Annotated in this window: 15 protein-coding genes; 11 read left to right on the top strand and 4 right to left on the bottom strand. The window is 72.1% G+C overall.

From position 1 onward, the window contains the following. Window positions 1–27 precede the first annotated feature (27 nt). The 5 genes from OHB01_RS34380 to OHB01_RS34360 all read left to right on the top strand — a co-directional run bounded on the left by OHB01_RS34380 (window position 28) and on the right by OHB01_RS34360 (window position 6,093). A complete protein-coding gene (locus OHB01_RS34380) occupies window positions 28–852 on the top strand; it encodes an acVLRF1 family peptidyl-tRNA hydrolase (protein WP_328854535.1) in 825 nt (274 codons plus the stop codon). 147 nt (window positions 853–999) lie between these two features. Continuing rightward, window positions 1,000–2,598 (top strand): ABC-F family ATP-binding cassette domain-containing protein, encoded by a 1,599-nt coding sequence (locus tag OHB01_RS34375; RefSeq protein WP_142647510.1) that lies wholly within the window; start codon window positions 1,000–1,002, stop codon window positions 2,596–2,598. Between the two features lie 115 nt (window positions 2,599–2,713). Next, window positions 2,714–2,929, top strand: coding sequence for a helix-turn-helix domain-containing protein (locus OHB01_RS34370; protein WP_030507271.1), 216 nt, complete (start codon window positions 2,714–2,716; stop codon window positions 2,927–2,929). Between the two features lie 215 nt (window positions 2,930–3,144). Further along, window positions 3,145–3,984 carry an enoyl-CoA hydratase/isomerase family protein gene (locus tag OHB01_RS34365; RefSeq protein WP_396689364.1) on the top strand — a complete coding sequence of 280 codons (840 nt, stop codon included), beginning with the start codon at window positions 3,145–3,147 and terminating at the stop codon, window positions 3,982–3,984. Window positions 3,985–4,206: 222 nt separating this feature from the next. After that, entirely contained in the window at window positions 4,207–6,093 is a 1,887-nt protein-coding gene (locus tag OHB01_RS34360) for an ABC transporter ATP-binding protein (protein WP_142647451.1), read from the top strand. A 158-nt stretch (window positions 6,094–6,251) separates the two neighbouring features. Here the strand turns inward: OHB01_RS34360 and OHB01_RS34355 are convergent, their stop codons facing one another. Beyond that, on the bottom strand, window positions 6,252–7,130 hold the full coding sequence (locus OHB01_RS34355) for a sulfotransferase family protein (RefSeq protein ID WP_142647450.1): 879 nt from the start codon (window positions 7,128–7,130) through the stop codon (window positions 6,252–6,254). A 31-nt stretch (window positions 7,131–7,161) separates the two neighbouring features. Here OHB01_RS34355 and OHB01_RS34350 point away from each other — a divergent pair, with 31 nt between their 5' ends. Genes OHB01_RS34350 through OHB01_RS34340 form a run of 3 tightly spaced genes read left to right on the top strand, consistent with a single transcriptional unit; the run spans window position 7,162 to window position 9,513 of the window. Then, window positions 7,162–8,124 carry a S66 peptidase family protein gene (locus OHB01_RS34350; protein WP_142647449.1) on the top strand — a complete coding sequence of 321 codons (963 nt, stop codon included), beginning with the start codon at window positions 7,162–7,164 and terminating at the stop codon, window positions 8,122–8,124. Window positions 8,125–8,168: 44 nt separating this feature from the next. Beyond that, entirely contained in the window at window positions 8,169–9,074 is a 906-nt protein-coding gene (locus OHB01_RS34345) for a hypothetical protein (RefSeq protein WP_328854534.1), read from the top strand. Window positions 9,075–9,099: 25 nt separating this feature from the next. Then, window positions 9,100–9,513 carry a GNAT family N-acetyltransferase gene (locus OHB01_RS34340; RefSeq protein ID WP_168065890.1) on the top strand — a complete coding sequence of 138 codons (414 nt, stop codon included), beginning with the start codon at window positions 9,100–9,102 and terminating at the stop codon, window positions 9,511–9,513. Here the strand turns inward: OHB01_RS34340 and OHB01_RS34335 are convergent. Together OHB01_RS34335 and OHB01_RS34330 are read right to left on the bottom strand one after the other, a co-directional pair. Further along, window positions 9,495–11,267 carry a glycoside hydrolase family 15 protein gene (locus OHB01_RS34335; RefSeq protein WP_142647447.1) on the bottom strand — a complete coding sequence of 591 codons (1,773 nt, stop codon included), beginning with the start codon at window positions 11,265–11,267 and terminating at the stop codon, window positions 9,495–9,497. The genes OHB01_RS34340 and OHB01_RS34335 overlap by 19 nt on opposite strands. Window positions 11,268–11,341: 74 nt before the next feature. Further along, window positions 11,342–11,980, bottom strand: a complete 639-nt coding sequence (locus OHB01_RS34330; RefSeq protein WP_142647446.1) for a YczE/YyaS/YitT family protein — start codon at window positions 11,978–11,980, stop codon at window positions 11,342–11,344. Between the two features lie 64 nt (window positions 11,981–12,044). Here OHB01_RS34330 and OHB01_RS34325 point away from each other — a divergent pair, with 64 nt between their 5' ends. Further along, a complete protein-coding gene (locus OHB01_RS34325) occupies window positions 12,045–13,526 on the top strand; it encodes a PLP-dependent aminotransferase family protein (RefSeq protein WP_328854533.1) in 1,482 nt (493 codons plus the stop codon). A 63-nt stretch (window positions 13,527–13,589) separates the two neighbouring features. On the opposite strand, the gene OHB01_RS34320 is transcribed toward OHB01_RS34325, so the two are convergent. Next, complete coding sequence (locus OHB01_RS34320; RefSeq protein ID WP_328854532.1) at window positions 13,590–15,095, bottom strand: peptide MFS transporter; 1,506 nt, start codon at window positions 15,093–15,095, stop codon at window positions 13,590–13,592. A gap of 179 nt (window positions 15,096–15,274) precedes the next feature. Between OHB01_RS34320 and OHB01_RS34315 the strand changes: the two genes are divergently transcribed. After that, complete coding sequence (locus tag OHB01_RS34315) at window positions 15,275–17,116, top strand: AMP-dependent synthetase/ligase (RefSeq protein ID WP_328854531.1); 1,842 nt, start codon at window positions 15,275–15,277, stop codon at window positions 17,114–17,116. A 384-nt stretch (window positions 17,117–17,500) separates the two neighbouring features. Beyond that, window positions 17,501–18,412 (top strand): hypothetical protein, encoded by a 912-nt coding sequence (locus tag OHB01_RS34310; protein ID WP_142647442.1) that lies wholly within the window; start codon window positions 17,501–17,503, stop codon window positions 18,410–18,412. The last annotated feature ends 112 nt before the right edge of the window (window positions 18,413–18,524 follow it).

Genomic DNA, 18,524 nt, shown 5'->3' with positions numbered 1-18,524 from the left:
CAGGGTGCACGGCTAGGCTGATCAGCCATGACGGCAGGGCCCGCCGCGGGAGGCGGCAGATGGATCTCGGTCGTCCCCGAGCGGCTCGCCGGATGGATCGCGCGCTTCGCCGAGCGGCACGGCCCGATCGAGGCCGTCGTCCTGCCTGACGTGGTCCGCATCGACGCCGCCGACGGCGCGGTCGCCGAGTGTCAGGTGCCGTTCCCGCCGCTGCGCCCCTCTCGCGTGGGCGACCGCCACGGCGCGGGCAGCAGCGACCGCGGGGGCCAGAGCGACGGCGGGCCCGAGGAGGACGGCGACGGGGGCGACGGGGGCGACGGCGACGCAGGCGATGGCGACCGTGGGGGCGAAGGCGGGCACGGACGCGAGGGCGGGGGCGACGACGGGTTCCGGCTTCCCCCGGCCGCGGCGGCGCTGGTGTCCCACGTGTGCCGGGAACGGACCGTCGGCGTGCTGCTGGCCCGGCTCGGCGGGCACGCCGCAGGCGTCTTCATCGGCGCCCGCCTCGTCACGGGCAAGGTCGGCTCGCGTCAGGTCCACGGGCGCAGCGCGGCGGGCGGGTGGTCGCAGCAGCGCTTCGCCCGGCGCAGGGACAAGCAGTCGTCCGAAGCGCTGCGGGCCGCCGCCGACGTGGCCGCCCGGGTGCTGCTGCCGAGGCTCGACGACCTGGAGGCAGTCGTGCTCGGCGGAGACCGGCGCTCGATCGACGAGATCAGGCGCGACCGCCGTCTCGCACCGCTGTTCGCCCTGGAGTCAGGCCCCTTCCTCACCGTGCCCGACCCCCGGATGCCGGTTCTGGAGGGTGCCCCCGCGCTGTTCCGCGCCGTACGGATCCGCCTGCTCGACCCCTGACGGCCGCGCGACGAAGGGGCGCGGGCGGGGTTTCGGCGCAGGCGATGGTGGACGGGGCGGCACTACACTTGAGCCCATGCGCACTCCCGATTGATCGCTCCCGGTGCCGATCCCGACCTCATCACCTACGGGAGTGTCCCCTTAATCATGATCATCGCAACCGATATCGAACTTCGCGCCGGCTCGCGCCTGCTCATCGAGGGCGCCTCGTTCCGGGTGAACCCGGGCGACAAGATCGGCCTGGTCGGCCGCAACGGCGCCGGCAAGACCACGCTCACCAAGGTCCTGGCGGGGGAGGGGCTGCCCGCCGCGGGCACGGTCACGATCTCCGGCAGCGTCGGCTATCTGCCGCAGGACCCCCGCACCGGCGACCTGAGCGTGCTGGCGCGCGACCGGATCCTGTCGGCCCGCGGCCTCGACGACGTGCTCCGCGAGCTGCGCGAGGCCGAGGCCGGGATGGCGGCCGACGACCAGCGCGTGCGCGACCGCGCGGTGCGCGCCTACGGCCGCCTGGAGGACCGCCTGCACGTTCTCGGCGGCTACGCGGCGGAGTCCGAGGCGGCCTCGATCGCGTCGAGCCTCGGGCTGCCCGACCGTGTCCTCGGCCAGCCGCTGGAGACCCTGTCCGGTGGTCAGCGACGGCGGGTGGAGCTGGCCCGGATTCTGTTCTCCGGAGCGGAGACTCTCCTGCTTGACGAGCCGACAAACCACCTCGATGCGGACTCGATCGGCTGGCTTCGTGATTTTTTGCGCTCGCACCAGGGCGGCTTGGTGATCATCAGCCATGACGTAAACCTTCTTGATGCGACGGTAAATCGGGTGCTCCATCTCGACGCGAACCGCTGCGTGATCGACACCTACAACGTCGGCTGGAAGGCCTATCTCGCCCAGCGGGAGACCGACGAGAAACGGCGAAAGCGCGAGCGGGCCAATGCCGAGCGGCAGGCGTCCGCGCTGCTTTCCCAGGCCGACCGCATGCGGGCGAAGGCCACCAAGGCCAAGGCGGCCCAGGACATGGAGCGGCGCGCCAGGCGGCTGCTGTCCGGCGTCGAGGGCGAGCGGCGCTCCGACCGCGTAGCCAAGCTCCGCTTCCCCGACCCCGCGCCCTGCGGGAAGACCCCCCTGACGGCCCGCGGCCTGTCCAAGTCGTACGGCTCGCTGGAGGTGTTCACCGACGTCGACGCCGCGGTCGACCGGGGCTCGCGGATCGTCATCCTGGGCCTGAACGGCGCGGGCAAGACCACCCTGCTGCGGCTGTTCGCAGGCATCGAGAAGCCCGACACCGGCGAGGTCGTGCCGGGCCACGGGCTCAAGCTCGGCTACTACGCTCAGGAGCACGAGACGCTCGATCCCGAGCGCACGGTCCTGGAGAACATGCGGTCCGCGGGGCCCGACCTGGCCGACGTCGACCTGCGCAAGGTGCTGGGGTCGTTCCTGTTCACCGGCGACGACGTGGACAAGCCCGCCGGGGTCCTGTCGGGCGGCGAGAAGACCCGTCTCGCCCTTGCGACGCTGGTGCTGTCGAGCGCCAACGTGCTGCTGCTCGACGAGCCCACCAACAACCTCGATCCGGCCTCCCGCGACCAGGTGCTGTCGGCCCTCGGCTCCTACACCGGCGCGATTGTGCTGGTCACGCACGACGAGGGCGCGGTCGAGGCGCTGAAGCCGGATAGGGTGATTCTGTTGCCAGACGGAGTAGAAGACGCATGGAGCGACGAATTTTCCGATCTTGTGGCGCTTGCCTGATCTTAATTTGAGCGGGTAGGGATCTTTTCCCGCGGAGTAGGTAGCCGATCCCGCCGAAATGACTGATCATGGGCTGAAGTAACGCTGCGGAAGTCTGGCACTACAGGAGGTACTCGTGGCCGAGACTCTGAAGAAGGGCACCCGGGTGACCGGGGCCGACCGGGAAAAGCTGGCCGCTGATCTTAAGAAGCGCTATTCCGCGGGTGAGAGCATCCGCGCTCTGGCTGCTTCCACCGGCCGGTCGTACGGGTTCATCCACCGCATCCTCAGCGAGTCCGGGGTGACTCTGCGCGGACGCGGCGGCGCGACCCGGGGCAAGTCCAAGCGCTAGAGATCCACCTCAAGACGCGCGACCGCAGCCGCTCGTTCCTGCTGGAGGAGCGGTCGCGTCCGACTCGCCAGAACGATATTCGGTAAGCTCGGGCGCGACCGCGGGATGAACAGGAGGGCGGACGTCCGGCACGGACGGTGCGCCGCACCGGACCGGCCGTGCGAGGCGACGTCGCTCCGCACCGGACGCAGGAGCAGGGCATGGCGGAAGCGGCAATGGGGGGGAATCTGGAGCACGCCCTTGGGACGGGCGAAGGCTCCGATGTGTCGACGATCTCGGCGGCCGCGCCGGCCGAGGTCGGACTGCGCTTCGAGGTGGACGGCGAGATCGCGACCGTCACTTTGGACCGGCCGGACAAGCGCAACGCGCAGACGTTCGCGACATGGTCGGCCCTGGCCCGGATAGGGGAGACCCTTCCGGAGCAGGTGAGAGTGGTCGTGGTCAGAGGCGAGGGGCCGTCCTTCTCAGCCGGAATCGACCTGCGCATGTTCACACCCGAGGGGGTTCCCGGGCAGGAATCGTTCGCGAGCGCCGCGGTGCTCGGCGACTCCGAGTTCGAGCAGCTGATCGCGGAGGCACAGAAGGGTTTTCTGTGGCTGCGCAGGCCGGAGATCGTGTCGATCGCGGCCGTGCAGGGGCATGCGATCGGGGCGGGTTTCCAGCTCGCACTCGCGTGCGACCTGCGTGTCGTCACGGACGACGTGAAGTTCTGCATGAAGGAGCCCGCGCTGGGGCTGGTTCCCGACCTGACCGGGACCAAGCCCCTGGCCGACATCGTGGGGGTGCCGCGGGCCATCGAGATGTGCCTGACCGCGCGCACCGTGGGGGCCGCCGAGGCCGTACGGCTCGGCCTGGCCGAGATCGCGGTGCCCACGTCCGAGCTGGCCCAGGCCGTACAGGACCTGGCCGCCGCCCTGCTGGCGACCGACCGCGCCGCCGCGACCGCCACCAAGAGGCTGCTGCAGGCCGCGCCGGGACGCACGCTGGAGGAGCAGGCCGCCGCCGAGCGGATCGAGCAGGTGGCGCGCATCCGGGCACTGTTCGGAAGGAACTGAAGGACGCTGCTCGGGCCGAGTCGAAGGCCGCTGCTCGGGGCGGACCGCGCGGCACTGCTCGGGGCAGGCCGAAGGATGCGGTCCGAAGCGGGCTGCGCGCATCTGTTCGAAACGAACTAGGGTCTGTGTCCGGGGCGAACCGGTACGTGCTGTTCGCTTCGAGCTGACGGGGGAATCGGGGGTATCCTCCCGCCGCTGCAGGGCTGGGAGGATGTACGGCATATGGCGATGATGAACGGCGGCTACGGCCTACAGGTTATGCGCTCGTTACGGCGAGATAACTCCGTGACGAAGGAGCGGATCGCGCCGGGAACCGTCCGGCGCATCGCCGGTTACGCCCGGCCGTTCCGCGCCCAGATCGCCGGGTTCCTCGCACTGGTCGTGGTCGACGCGGTCATCGTGGTCGCCAACCCGCTGCTGATGAAGGCGATCATCGATCACGGCATCACTCCGAAGCGGGTCGACGTCGTGGTGTGGCTCGCCGTGGCGATCGGGGGGCTCGCGGTCCTGGACGCCGGGCTCGGCCTGGTGCAGCGGTGGTATTCCGCGCGCATCGGCGAGGGCCTGATCTACAACCTGCGCACCGAGGTCTTCGACCACGTGCAGCGCATGCCGGTCGCGTTCTTCATGCGCGCCCAGACCGGCGCGCTGGTCTCCCGGCTGAACACCGACGTCATCGGGGCGCAGCGGGCCCTCACCAGCACGCTGTCGTCGGTGGTGTCGAACGTCATCAGCCTGGTCATGGTGCTCGGCACCATGCTCGTGCTGTCGTGGCAGGTCACGCTGGTCGCGCTGGTCCTGCTGCCGATCTTCATCTTCCCGGCCAAGTGGGTCGGCCGCCGGATGTCCGCGCTGACCCGCGAGCAGATGCAGCTCGACGCCGAGATGAGCTCGGTGATGACCGAGCGGTTCAACGTGGCCGGGGCCATGGTCGCGAAGCTGTACGGCAGGCCGGACGACGAGGCGGCCCACTTCGCCGAGCGCGCGGGCCGGGTCCGCGACGTGGGCGTGACCGTCGCCATGTACGGCGCGGTGTTCCGCATCGCGCTCGGCCTGGTCGCCGCGCTGGCGACCGCGCTCGTCTACGGTCTCGGGGGCGCGCTGGCGATCGGCGGGGCGTTCGCGCTCGGCACCCTGGTCGCCCAGTCGTCCCTGCTCATGCGCCTGTACGGCCCGCTGACCAGCCTGTCGAACGTCCACGTGGACGTGATGACCGCCCTGGTGAGCTTCGACCGTGTCTTCGAGGTGCTCGACCTGAAGCCGATGGTCGCCGAGAAGCCGGACGCGCGGCCGATCCCCGAGGGGCCGGTCACGATCGAGTTCGACGATGTCCGCTTCCGCTACCCGTCCGCTTCCGATGTCTCGCTGGCGTCGCTGGAGTCGGTGGCCCGCCCGGACACCGGGCCCTCGCAGGAGGTGCTCAAGGGCGTGTCGTTCACCGCGCACCCCGGCGAGCTGGTGGCCCTCGTCGGGCACTCGGGCGCGGGCAAGACGACCATCACCTCGCTTGTGTCCCGGCTGTACGACGTGGACGAGGGGGCCGTGCGGATCAACGGCGTGGATGTCCGCGACGCCACCCTCGACAGCATCAGGGACACGGTGGGCGTGGTCATGCAGGACGCTCACCTGTTCCACGACACGATCGGCAACAACCTCCGCTACGCCCGGCCGGAGGCGACCGACGAGGAGATCTGGGACGCCCTGCGTGCGGCCCAGATCGCCGACCTGGTCAAGAACCTGCCGGAGGAGCTGGAGACGGTCGTCGGCGACCGCGGCTACCGGCTCTCGGGCGGGGAGAAGCAGCGCATCGCCCTGGCCCGGCTGCTGCTGAAGGCGCCGCGGGTGGTGGTGCTGGACGAGGCGACCGCCCATCTCGACTCGGAGTCCGAGGCGGCGGTGCAGCAGGCGCTGAAGACCGCGCTGCACGGCAGGACGTCTCTGGTGATCGCCCACCGGCTGTCGACGATCCGCGAGGCCGACACGATCCTCGTGATCGAGGACGGCCGGGTCGTCGAGCGCGGCCGGCACGAGGAGCTGCTGGAGCGGGGCGGCGCCTACGCCGAGCTCTACCGCACCCAGTTCACCGCCTCCGGCCAGAGCGCATCCTGAGGCCAGGCCCTGCGACGGCCTGGAGACGGCGGCCGGGGGATGACGGCCCGGAGACGACAGCCGGAAAACGGCGGCCTGGGGGATGACGGCCTGGAGATGACGGCGGGGAGACGACCGGTCATGCCGGCCGCCCACCGACGGGCTGCTCGTTCGCCGGCTCAGCGGTAGCCGAGGCGGGCGAGCTCCTCCCTGGCCACCTTCTCCACCAGCTCGGCGTCGTCCGCCGACAGCCGCCTGCGCCAGCTTCCCGGCCGGGGGATCGTCGCGCCGTACAGCGCGATCGTGGAGATCTTGGCCTCCAGGAAGGACGACACCGCCTCGATCGCGTCTCCCGGCGAGGCCACCATGTCCTCGTACCGCAGGGTGAGCAGGTGCTCGGCGGGCAGGTCGTGGCGCAGCGCGGCGCTCAGCCGTACGGCGCTGCGCCAGCGCAGGGCGCACTTGCCCGCGGGTGGCATCGCGGCCCAGCGCCCCCGGTGCTCGGCCGAGCGCACGCCGAGGAACGGATTGGGAAACTCGGCGTCCTCGCTCAGCATGTGGGGCTTGACCCAGGTCATGCAGGCGGGGTCGGCGAGCATGTCGGCGACGACGTCACGGCCGTCGCGGATGATCTGGATGAGCCGGGCGTCGGGGAACGCCTGCAGCAGCACCGGCGCGCTGTAGAGCAGGTCGGGGCTGGCGTCGCCGAACCGGGACAGCGAGCCCGGCCCGACGCAGGGCCCGGCGCCGACGATGCCGCCCGCCTCCCGGCAGGAGGCCGTGCACTCCGCGCACGCCGACGGGACCACCTGCCACGCTTCGGCGAGCACGTCGCGCAGCACCTGCGGGGCGCCGCCGCTGCGGGCGATCGACGGCCTCCTGGCGAAGGCGTAGACGACCCGGGCCACCGGGCCCCTGCCCATGGTCACGTGGAAGCCGGGCGAGCGCTTGAGGGCACGGCCCAGCAGGTCCGCGCCGGAGTGCGGAGCCGCGACAACGAACACCGGACGGCGGACCTTGACACCGTTGACCACGAGGATGTGCGTCGGAGGTCGCATAGATACCGCTAAGTCTGACACCCTTTGAAGGGTGAGCGAGCGCTTCCCGGGCGGGGCGGGCGGTGACGCCTCGATAACGGTCCCGAGACCGCCGCGGCGGCTGCGGCCCGGTGACACCGTCGCGCTGGTCGCGCCCTCGGGTCCCGTCGATCCCGAACGGCTCGAACGCGGCACCGACGTCCTGACCGGGCTCGGTCTGCGGGTCGTGCACGGGGCGTCGATCCTCGCGCGGGAGGGCTACCTGGCCGGGCCGGACGCCGCGCGGGCGGCCGACCTCCAGGACGCGTGGTGCGATCCCGGGGTGGCGGCGGTCATCTGCGCCAGGGGCGGCTACGGCGCCACCCGGCTGCTCGGGCTGCTCGACTGGGACGCGATGGCGGCGGCCGGGCCGAAGATCCTGCTCGGGTCGAGCGACATCACCGCGCTCCACCGGGCCTTCGCCGACCGGCTCGGCCTGGCGACGCTGTTCGGGCCGATGCCGGCGACCGCGCTGATCGGCGACCCGGAGGGGCCCGAGCCGGCCAGCCTCGCCTACTTGCGGGAGGCGCTGTTCGAGGGCGGCACGCCCGCGCCGATCACGGGCGACCGGGTGATCGTGCCGGGCCGGGCCGAGGGCAGGCTCACGGGAGGTAACCTCGCTCTGCTGGCCGCCCTGTGCGGCACGCCGTACGCGATGCGCGCGCGGGGGCGCGTCGTGCTGCTGGAGGACGTCACCGAGGAGCCGTACCGGATCGACCGCATGGTGACGCAACTACTGCAGGCCGGGTGTCTCGACGGCGCGGCGGGAATCGTGCTGGGATCGTGGGTGGAGTGTGGCGACCCCCTTCCCATGCTGGCCGAACGCCTGGCCCCGCTTGGTGTGCCGGTGCTCGCGGGACTGACTGTGGGCCATGGCACACCACAGATGAGTGTGTGGTTGGAGTCGAATGTGGCTATTGTGACCGAATCGTATTCTCTCTCGGGCATGTTCCGCGACTCGGACGCGGCAACCTGAGACCCGCCCCGGAGGCATCCGGGCGGTGGTGAAGGGATGGTGCGTTGGGACTCTTGCGGCGACTGCTCAGCCGGACACGGCCGGACCATCCCGCCCCGAGAGCCGTCGAGGACGTCGATCTCGACTCCCTGCTGGCCCTGGTCGCCGAGACCATGGGCTATACCTGCACGTTCGCGGCCGACGGGGCGTCGCTGAGGCTGACCTCGCCCGAGCGTGAGCGGACGGTGAACCTCGTCGGCCTGCGCCGCGAGGCCGGTCGCCGTGCCCGCGAGGACTGGCCCATGCTGGTCTCCGAGCACCTCGCGCACGCCGTGTCGGGCGAGCCGTTCGACGCCTGCAACCTCACGCCCATCAGGCCGCTGCTGCGCACGCGCGTCCACGCCGCCGACGACCCGGCCTTCCCCGACCCCTCCCGGATCATCGGCCGCCACCTCAGCGCCGACCTGATCGAGGTGCTGACCATCGGCGCCCGTCCGGTGCGGCCGGAGGAGGCGTTCTGCTGGCCCATCCCGCCGGCCGAGGCGCTCGACGTGGCCGTCGGCAACGCCCTGACCGACGAGCGGCCCACCGTGTCGCGGCTCGACCTCGCCGGCACCGAGGTGTCGCTGCTGACCGCGCCCAGCGCCGCGGCCCACCTGCGCCGCCTGACGGCGTACATGGACGTGCCCGAGGACGGCATGCTCGCCGTGCTGCCGCACCGGGGCATGGTGGCCGTGCATCCCGTGGCCGGCATCGGGGTCGTCCGCGCGATCGAGCGCCTGCGCATCTTCGCCCACCGCGAGCACGCCGGCCGGGCCGACGGGCTGAGCCCCCACGTGTACTGGTGGCGCCGGGGCAAGCTGACCCGCATCCAGGCCGACCTCATCAGCCACGACGGGCAGACCCGGCTGGTCGTCGCGCCGCCGCCGGAGTTCGCCCGGCTCCTCGCCCGCATCGCCGGACGGCAGTAGCCGCGCCGGATATCGCCTGCGCGCGGTGGGCGACGCCGACGTCCCGCGACGCGCCGCCGCGCACCGGGCGGCGTTCCACCCGTCGCGGGTGACCGAGGAGAGCTACCACGCGGTCCGGCGGGCCTGGCCCTATCGGCCGGACCTGGACTGGATCGCCGAGGCGCCGGACGGGAGCGCCGCGGCGTTCTGCCTGGTCTGGCTGGACGAGGCCAACCGGGCCGCCCGCATCGAGCCGGCCGGCACCGCGCCGGGCCACCGCCGGCGCGGCCTCGCACGGGCCGCCTGCCTGGCCGCGCTGGACGCGGCGCGGCGGGCGGGCGCGCGGCAGGCGGTGGTGAGCCCGCGTGGTGACGACGCCTATCCGGTGCCCGTGCGGCTGTATCGGTCGCTCGGGTTCCGGGAGTGCGCCCGGAGCCTCGCCTACCGCCGCTCGGTGTAGCGGGTCAGCGCCCGCGCCGTACGGATCAGATGGATGTGGCTGAAGGCCTGGGGGAAGTTGCCGAGCTGGCGGCCGGTCTTGGGGTCGTATTCCTCGGCGAGGAGGCCGACGTCGTTGGTGAGGGCGATGAGGCGCTGGAAGAGCTCGACGGCGTCGTCGTGGCGGCCGATCATGGCGCGGGCTTCGGCGAGCCAGAAGCTGCAGGCGAGGAAGGCGCCTTCGCCGCCGGGGAGGCCGTCGACGGGGTTGTCTTCGGCGAGGGGATAGCGCAGGACGAAGCCGTCGGTCATGAGCTCGCGTTCGATGGCCTCGACGGTGCCGATGACGCGGGGGTCGTCGGGGGGCAGGAAGCCGACGATGGGGATCTGCAGGAGTGCGGCGTCGAGCTCGCGTGAGCCGTAGGACTGGGTGAAGGTGTTGCGCTCGGGGTCGTAGCCCTTGTCGCAGACCTCGGCGTGGATGCGGTCGCGCATGGCGCGCCAGCGCTCCACGTCGCCGCGCCGGCCCAGCTCCTCGATGACGCGGACCATGCGGTCGGCCGCGACCCAGGCCATGACCTTGGAGTGGACGAAGTGGCGGCGGGGTCCGCGCACCTCCCACAGTCCCTCGTCGGGCTGGTCCCAGTTGTGCTCGAAGAACTCCATGACCTTGGTGACCAGGGCCCACGCGTGGTTGTCCGGCGGCATGCCCTGCTTGCGCGCCTGATAGAGGGCGTCGACGACCTCCCCGTAGATGTCGAGCTGGAGCTGGGTCGCCGCGCCGTTGCCGATCCGCACGGGCGTGGAGTTCTCGTAGCCGGACAGCCAGTCGAGCGTCATCTCCGGCAGGCGGCGTTCGCCGGCCACGCCGTACAGGACCTGGACGTCCTCGGGACGGCCGGCGATGGCGCGCAGCAGCCAGGAACGCCAGGCGGCGGCCTCCTCGACGTATCCGGCGCCGGTCAGCGCGTCGAGCGTCATGGAGGCGTCGCGCAGCCAGCAGAAGCGGTAGTCCCAGTTGCGCACCCCGCCCAGGTGCTCCGGCAGTGACGTGGTCGGGGCGGCGACGATGCCGCCGGTCGGGCTGTAGGTCAGCGCCTTGAGCGTGATCAGCGAGCGGACCACGGCGTCGCGCCAGGGGCCCTGGTAACCGCAGCGGGAGACCCACTCCTGCCACATGAGCCTGGTCTCGGCGAGCTGCTCCATCGGGTCGATCCGCTCCGGCTCCGGCTCGTGGGAGGGATGCCAGGTGAACACGAACGGCACCCGCTCGCCGGCGGCGACCGTGAACCTCGCCTGGTGCCGGTAGTCGCCGCCGTGCAGCGGGACTCCGGAGTGGATCCAGACCGAGTCGGGGCCGCCGATGGCGTGCAGGTGCCCGTTGCTGCGGCGCACCCAGGGGACGATGCGGCCGTAGTCGAAGCGGATGCGGATCTCGGTCGTCATCTCCACGGTGCCCGACAGGCCCTCCACGATCCGTACGAGATCGGGGTTGGCGTGCCGGGGCGGCATGAAGTCGATCACCTTGGCCGCGCCCGTGGGCGTCTCCCAGACGGTCTCCAGGATGAGCGTGTCCTCGACGTACGCGCGGCGGGTGGCCTGCTCCTGTCCCGCGGCGGCCAGCCGCCAGAAGCCGTTGGACTCGTCGCCGAGCAGCCGGGTGAAACAGGAGGGGGAGTCGAACCGTGGCAGGCACAGCCAGTCGATCGAGCCGTCCCGGCCGACGAGGGCGGCCGACTGCATGTCGCCAACGAGGGCGTAATCCTCGATCCGCATGCCCGTCACGCTACCGGGCGCGGGCCGTCCGCTCATCCGCGAGCCGCGGCCGTCACGGGCCCGCGCTGGCCGCGTCAGGACGGCTTCGTGCCAGGTGGCCGGGCGGTGTCCCCGGCGGGGGCCCACAGCTTCATGAAAACCTGCGTCACCGGGCCGATCGTGACCGCGAACACCACCGTGCCGACCCCGACGGTGCCGCCGAGCAGCCAGCCGATGGCGAGCACGCTGATCTCGACGATCGTGCGGGCCAGCCGGATCGACAGGCCGAGCCGGTTGAGGCCCGTCATCAGGCCGTCGCGCGGCCCCGGGCCGAAGCCCGCGTGGATGTAGAGCCCGGAGGCGGCGGCGATGGCGACGACGCCGCCCAGCAGGAAGGCCCACTGGACCGGCCAGGCCGCGGGCGCGGGCACCAACGCCATCACCCCGTCGGCGCTGGTGCCGACCACCAGGACGTTGCTGATCGTGCCGAGACCGGGCCGCTGCTTGAGGGGGATCCACAGCAGCAGCACCAGCGCGCCCACCAGGTTGATCCACAGGCCGATCGACCACCCGGTGCGCACCGACAGGCCCTGGTGGAAGACCTCCCAGGGGTCGAGGCCCAGGCCGGACCTGACGAGCAGGGCGATCCCGGCGCCGTACAGCGCCAGGCCGGCATAGAGGCGGATGAGCCGCAGCGGGAGCGAACGGGGGCGGGGGAGGGACAGTTCGGTCATAGTCGGCCTATCGTGCAGGCTGGTGGGGTTGCGAGGAAAGGGCCAATCAGAGAAATTGGCCTGCATGGATCGGTACCTCAGCGCTCTGCAGCTCGCCCGGCTCGTGCTCGGCACCACAGGAGAAGCCGCGGGAAGGGGCGCGGGAGCGAGGGCGGGGAAGGGCGCGGGAGACGCGCAGGAGACCCGGCCCTACTACCGGGCGCTCGCGGACGCCGTACGCGGCCTGGTCCTCGATGGGAGGCTCGCCGTTGGGGTGCGCCTGCCGGCCGAGCGGCACCTGGCCGAGGCCCTCGGCGTCAGCCGCACCACCGTGACCGCGGCGTACGATCGGCTGCGCGAGCAGGGCTATCTGGAGAGCAGGCAGGGATCCGGCAGCCGGGCGACCCTGCCCGACGCGGGCGCGCTCGGCACCGACAACCCGTGGCTGGCGTCCGACGACGACGGGCTGCTGCCGCTGCACGCGGCCGCGCCCCCGGCGAGCGCCCTGCTCGGCGAGGCCATCGAGGAGGCGGGCCGGGCCTACCACCGGTACGCGCTGGGCATGGGCTACCACCCGGCCGGGCTCGCGCCGCTCCGCGAGGCGATCGCCCGCAGGTACGGCGAGCGTGGCGTGCCCACCCGGCCCGAGCAGGTCCTCGTCACGGCCGGGGCCCAGCAGGCCATCCACCTGCTGATGGCGGCGTTCGCCGAGAGGGGCGACCCGGTGCTGGTCGAGTCGCCGACCTATCCGCACGCGATCGACGCGGCACGGATGCGGGGAGCCCGCCTGGTGCCGGTCGGCGTGCAGGAGGACGGCTGGCACCTCGATCTTGTGACCTGTGCGATGCGGCAGACGGCGGCCCGGCTGGCCTACGTCATCCCCGACTTCCAGAACCCGACCGGCCACCTGATGGCCGACGCCGCCCGCGCCGAGCTGGTGGAGGCGGCACGACGGCACGGCGTGACGCTGATCGCCGACGAGAGCTGGGCCGAGATCGTGCTGGACGAGACGGCGCGTGCGGCGCCGCTGGCCGCGTTCGACACCGACGGCCGGGTGATCAGCGTGGGCTCGGCCTCCAAGCTCTGGTGGGGCGGCCTGCGGGTCGGCTGGATCCGGGCGAGCGCCGCGACCGTCCGCCGCCTGGCCGTGCTGCGGGCCGCCGTGGACATCGCGGGCGCGGTCTTCGAGCAGCTCGTCGTCGCGTGCCTGTTCGAGCGGATCGAGGAGGCGCGCGCCGAGCGCCGCCGTGGGCTCGGCGCGTCGTGTGCGGCGCTCGCCGCGGTGCTGCGGGAGGAGCTGCCCGGCTGGGCGTTCACCACGCCGCGCGGTGGCGGCTCGCTGTGGGTGCGGCTCGACGGGCCGGTGGCGAGCTCGGTCGCCGAGGCCGCCGCCGCCCGTGGCGTACGGCTGGCTCCGGGCCCGTGGTTCGGCGTGGACGGGACGCTGGAGCGCTACCTGCGGCTGCCGTTCACCCAGCCGCCGGCGGTGATGGAGGAGGCGGTGCGCCGCATCGCCCGCGACCCCGCCCGCTATCGCCCGCGCGAGCCGCTCATGCCGGCCCTGTGACCCTCAGCCCGGCACGGGCGGTGCGGGCGTCAGCTCGGCGTGGGTGTCAGCTCGGTGTGGGTGTCAGCTCGGTGTGGGCACGGGCGGCACGTGGTGCTCGGCCATCAGCATGCGGAGCCTGCGGACGAACAGCAGCATGACGAGCCCCGCCGCGATCGCGGCGAGCGCGAGGGTGAGGTAGTACATCGGCATCGGCACGACCTTGGTCAGCCGGTAGGCCTGGCCGCCGACGGAGTCGCCGAGGGCCATGGAGAGGAACCACAGGCCCATGAGCTGGTTCTCGAACGCCCGGGGGGCGAGCTTGTTGGTGACCGACAGCCCGGCCGGGCTGAGGAACAGCTCGCCGACGGTCTGGATGAGGTAGACCGACAGCAGCCACATGACCGAGACCTTCACCCCGCCGGAGGCGATGCCGGACGCGACCGACATGACGACGAAGCTCACCCCGACGAGCACCAGGCCGACCGCGAACTTGAGCGGCGTGCTGATCCGGGTGCCCGCCTTGAGGAACATCTCCGCGAAGAGGGGGGCGACGAGGATGATCACCAGCGAGTTGATGTTGCCCACCCAGCCCGGCGGGATCGTGAAGCCGAGCACGTCCAGGTCGGTGTCGTTCTTGGCGAACAGCAGCAGGGCGCTGCCGGCCTGGTCGTAGACGAGCCAGAAGATCGCGGCGGCCAGGAACAGCCACACGTACGCGAACAGGCCCTTCCGCTCCTCCGCGGTGACCTCGCGCGAGGAGAACAGGAAGACGAAGTACGCGACCGGCACGGCCGCCGTGACGACCGTGAGCACGACGGCGAACCGGTCCACGGTGAGCGTGCCGCTGAGCGCCCACAGGGTCAGCGCGCCCGCGCCGGCGGCGAGCGCGACGCTGGCCACGACCTTGAAGCGGCGCTCCTCGTCCGGTGTCATGCGGTGGTCCGGCTCCTCGCCGGCGCCGCGGAGCGTGGCCCGGCCCCGGACGTACTGCGCCAGGCCGAAGGCCATGCCGAGGGCGGCCGCGCCGAAGGCGAGGTGCCAGCGGTCGCCCGTCTGCAGCCAGGGCACGACCATGATGCCGATGAAGGCGCCCAGGTTGATGCCCATGTAGAAGATCGTGTAGCCGGAGTCGCGCCGGGCGTCGTCCTCGTGCCGGTAGAGCTCGCCCACCAGCGCCGACATGTTCGGCTTGAGCAGCCCGCTGCCCAGCGCGATCAGCACGAGGCCGAGCCAGACGAACCCGCCGCCCATGGGCATCGCCATGCTGACGTGGCCGCCCATGATGACCAGGGCGCCGCACAGCACGGTCCTGCGGGCTCCGAGCAGCCGGTCGCCGAGCCAGCCGCCCGCGATGGCGAGGAGGTAGACCGAGGCGATGTAGACGCCGTAGATGCCGACGGCGGTCGTCTCCGGCAGGCCCATGCCGCCGCGCGTGACGGGCGCGGTCAGGAACAGCACGAGGATGGCGCGCATGCCGTAGTAGCTGAACCGCTCCCACATCTCGGTGCCGAACAGCGTGGCCAGCCCCCGCGGATGGCCGAAGAACGTCCGCTCGACGGCCGGCGGACCCGATCTACCGGATGCCATGTGAACCCCCGATCACACTCCGTCTTGTGTACCTTACCTGCCTTTATGTGCTATTTGTCCGATTGTGAGGGCCGCCTATAGCACAGGCCGTCGCTCTACTCCTCGCCGGGGTCTTGTCCACGGTGATCCCGTGTGGTGCGATGCATGCCACGCGTGCGGAATACCCGTTGGGAGGCGCGATGTCCGGCGTACTTGAGGAGCGGGCCGCGATCGAGCAGGAGATCGCCGGCAGGACGGTATGCGAGCAGCTCAGGTGGGCCGCGCAGGAGCATCCGGACGCGCCCGCCTACTCCGATCCCACCGGCGACGGCTGGACGACCCTGACCTACGCCGAGGCGCGCGAAAGGGTGCTGCGGATCGCCGCCGGCTACACCGCGCTGGGCCTGCGGCCGGGCGACTCCGTCGCGCTGATGCTGGTCAACCGCAGCGAGCACGTGCTCGCCGACCTCGGGGCCGTCCACGCGGGCGGCGTCCCCTGCTCGATCTACGCGACCTTCGCCCCCGAGCAGGTCGCGTACGTCGCCCGCGACGTCGGGGCGCGGATCGCGGTGCTCGGCGGCCCGGCCGACCTGGCCCGCTGGGAGCCGGTGCTCGGCGAGCTGCCCGCGCTCACGAAGATCATCCTGTTGGAGGGCGCCCCCGAGGGCGACGAGCGCTTCCTGAGCTGGGAGGCGTTCCTGGAGCTCGGCGCCGATGCACTGGCCGCCGACCCGGCCGCGGTGGACGCCCGCTGGCAGGCGGTGACCCCGGAGGACACGCTGACCGTCCTCTACACCTCGGGGACGACCGGCAACCCCAAGGGCGTCCCGCTGACGCACACGAACGTGCTGTTCGAGCTCGTCGCGACCCAGCGCATGATCGACCTGCCCATGCGCAGCACGCAGATCTCCTACCTCACCTACGCCCACATCGCCGAGCGGGTGCTGAGCCTCTATCTGCCGCTGGTCAAGGTCAACCACGTCCACTTCTGCACGGACCTGGCCAACCTCGGCGCCACGCTCGGCCAGGTGCACCCGGTGCTGTTCTTCGGCGTCCCCCGCGTCTGGGAGAAGATGATGGCCCGGCTGCAGGCCCTGCTCGCCACCCAGCCGCCCGAGCAGCAGGAGAACGTGCGGGCCGCGATGGCCGCCGGGCTCGCGTACGTCGAGGGGCAGCAGCACGGCCACACGGTCACGCCCGAGGTGCGCGAGGCGTACGAGCAGGCCGACGCGGCGCTGCTGTCGATCGTCCGCAGCCTGATCGGGCTCGACCAGGCCCGCTGGTGCGCGACCGCCGCCGCGCCGATGCCGGAAGAGGTGCAGCGGTTCTTCGCCGGCCTCGGCCTCAAGGTCATCGACGTGTACGGCATGACCGAGACGACCGGAGCCTTCACTGGCAACACGCCCGAGGTCTTCAAACTCGGCACGGTGGGCCGGGCCGAGCCGGGCGTGGAGGTGCGGATCGCCGAGGACGGCGAGATCCTCACCCGCAGCCCGCTCAACACCCGGGGCTACCTCGGCCTGCCGGAGGCGACCGCCGAGCTCCTCGACGACGACGGCTGGCTGCACACCGGCGACGTGGGGTCGATCGACGAGGACGGCTTCGTCCGCATCGTCGACCGGAAGAAGGAGCTGTTCATCACCTCCGGCGGGGAGAACGTCTCCCCGGCCGCCATCGAGGGCCACCTGAAGGAGCACCCGCTCATCGGCCAGGCCCTCGCGTACGGCGACCGCAGGCCCTATCCCGTGGCGATCCTCACCCTGGACGGCGAGGTGGCCCCCGAGTGGGCGCGGGCGCGGGGCATCGCCTTCGACTCCCTGGCCGACCTGGCCGCGCATCCGGACGTGCTCAAGGAGATCGAGGCGGCGGTCGAGGCGGCCAACCGCAAGCTCGCCCGGGTGCAGCAGGTCAAGCGGTGGCGGCTGCTGCCCGTCGAGTGGACGGCCGAGACCGCGGAGCTCACCCCCAGCCTCAAGCTCAAGCGCCGGGTCGTCCACGCCCGGTATGCCGAGGTGATCGAGGAGCTGTACACGACCGGCTGACCACGCGGCGGGCTCCCGCCGGGCCGGATCCGCGCGACACCGCGGCCATGCGGGGCCGAGCCCGCACAGCGCCGGGGCCTCGCCGTGCGGGATCGTCACCGGGCCGGACCTGTACGGCGCGGAGGTCGCGGTGCCGATCGCCGGCGCACCAGAGTCTCGCCGGGCCGGATGCAGCGTGCCGGATGGGCCGTGCCGGTCTTCGGGGCCGGTCTTCCGGGCCGATCTTCCGGGCCGATCTTCCGGGCCGGTCTCCGGGGCCGGTCTCCGGGCAGGCTGACCGTGCCGGTTTTTCACCGTGCCGGTTTTTCACCGGGCCGATTTTTTACCGGGCCGGGAGTGTGTCGGGGGCGGGACGGCCCGCGGGCGTGCGTACGGTCACGGGGCATGATGAGACCTCTGCTCGCGACGCTGGTCCTTTCGACCGCGACGACGGCGGCGGCCGCCGCGCCGGCCCCCGCCTCCGGCGACCTGGCCATCCGCTCGATCGTGGTGCGCCCGTCCGACCCCGTGGTCGGCCCGAGCGGGTCGGTGCGGCTGGTCGTCGACGTGGTCGCACGCGGCGCGGACCGCGTCTCCGTCGTCCTGGAGCCTGGCCGCGCCCCCGCGGATGGCGACGAGCCGGGTGAGGAGCCCGAGCCGGACGTCACGCCCTCGCCGCCGTCAGGCGACGCCGTTCCGGTGCCGTCCGCCTCCCCGGACCCGATGGTCCCCCCGGGCGGCGCCGTGCCCGGTGCCGTGCCGGTCGGTGTGCCCGCAGGCGTGCCCCTGCCGGGCCTGGGCGCGCTGGCGTCCGCCGTGGTGCCCAGGATGACGGGCGCGTCGCGCGACGGCCGGCCGGTCCGGCGGATGTCGTCCGGGGAGTGGGAGACCTGGCGGTTCCTCCCCGACAAGGCCCTGTCGCGGTGGTATCCGCACGGCCCTTGGACGGTCACCGCGACCGCGGTGAACGCGCGGGGCGAACGGGCCGTGGCCCACGCGGGCTTCAACCTGCGCAGGGAGACCCAGATCGAGGGGCTCAAGGTGGCCCGTGAGGGGAACAGCGTGCGCGTCACCGGGACGCTGCTGCGGGTGGGCCCCGGCGGGAAGGTGGACTACCGGCCCTTCGCCGGGCAGCGGGTCACGATCCGGTTCCGCCCCGAAGGGTCGTCCCGCTGGAAGACCGTCGGGGAGGCGGTCACCCGCGAGGACGGCTGGTTCAACGCGAAGGTCCGTGCGGACGGCGAGGGCTCCTGGCGTGCCGAGTACGCGGGCACACCCCGGTACGCCGCCGAGACCAGCGCACAACGAGAGGCGTGACCAGCCTCACGTATCACAAAAAGTATAAAGAAGACGTAAGGGACGTTATGATTTTGTAATCACTTTTCCGAAGATGTGCGGCAACTTTTCTCTCTCTTTTGACGTCTATGAC

Source organism: Microbispora hainanensis (assembly GCF_036186745.1).
GTDB lineage: Bacteria > Actinomycetota > Actinomycetes > Streptosporangiales > Streptosporangiaceae > Microbispora.
This window is presented reverse-complemented; position numbering and strand designations above follow the sequence as displayed.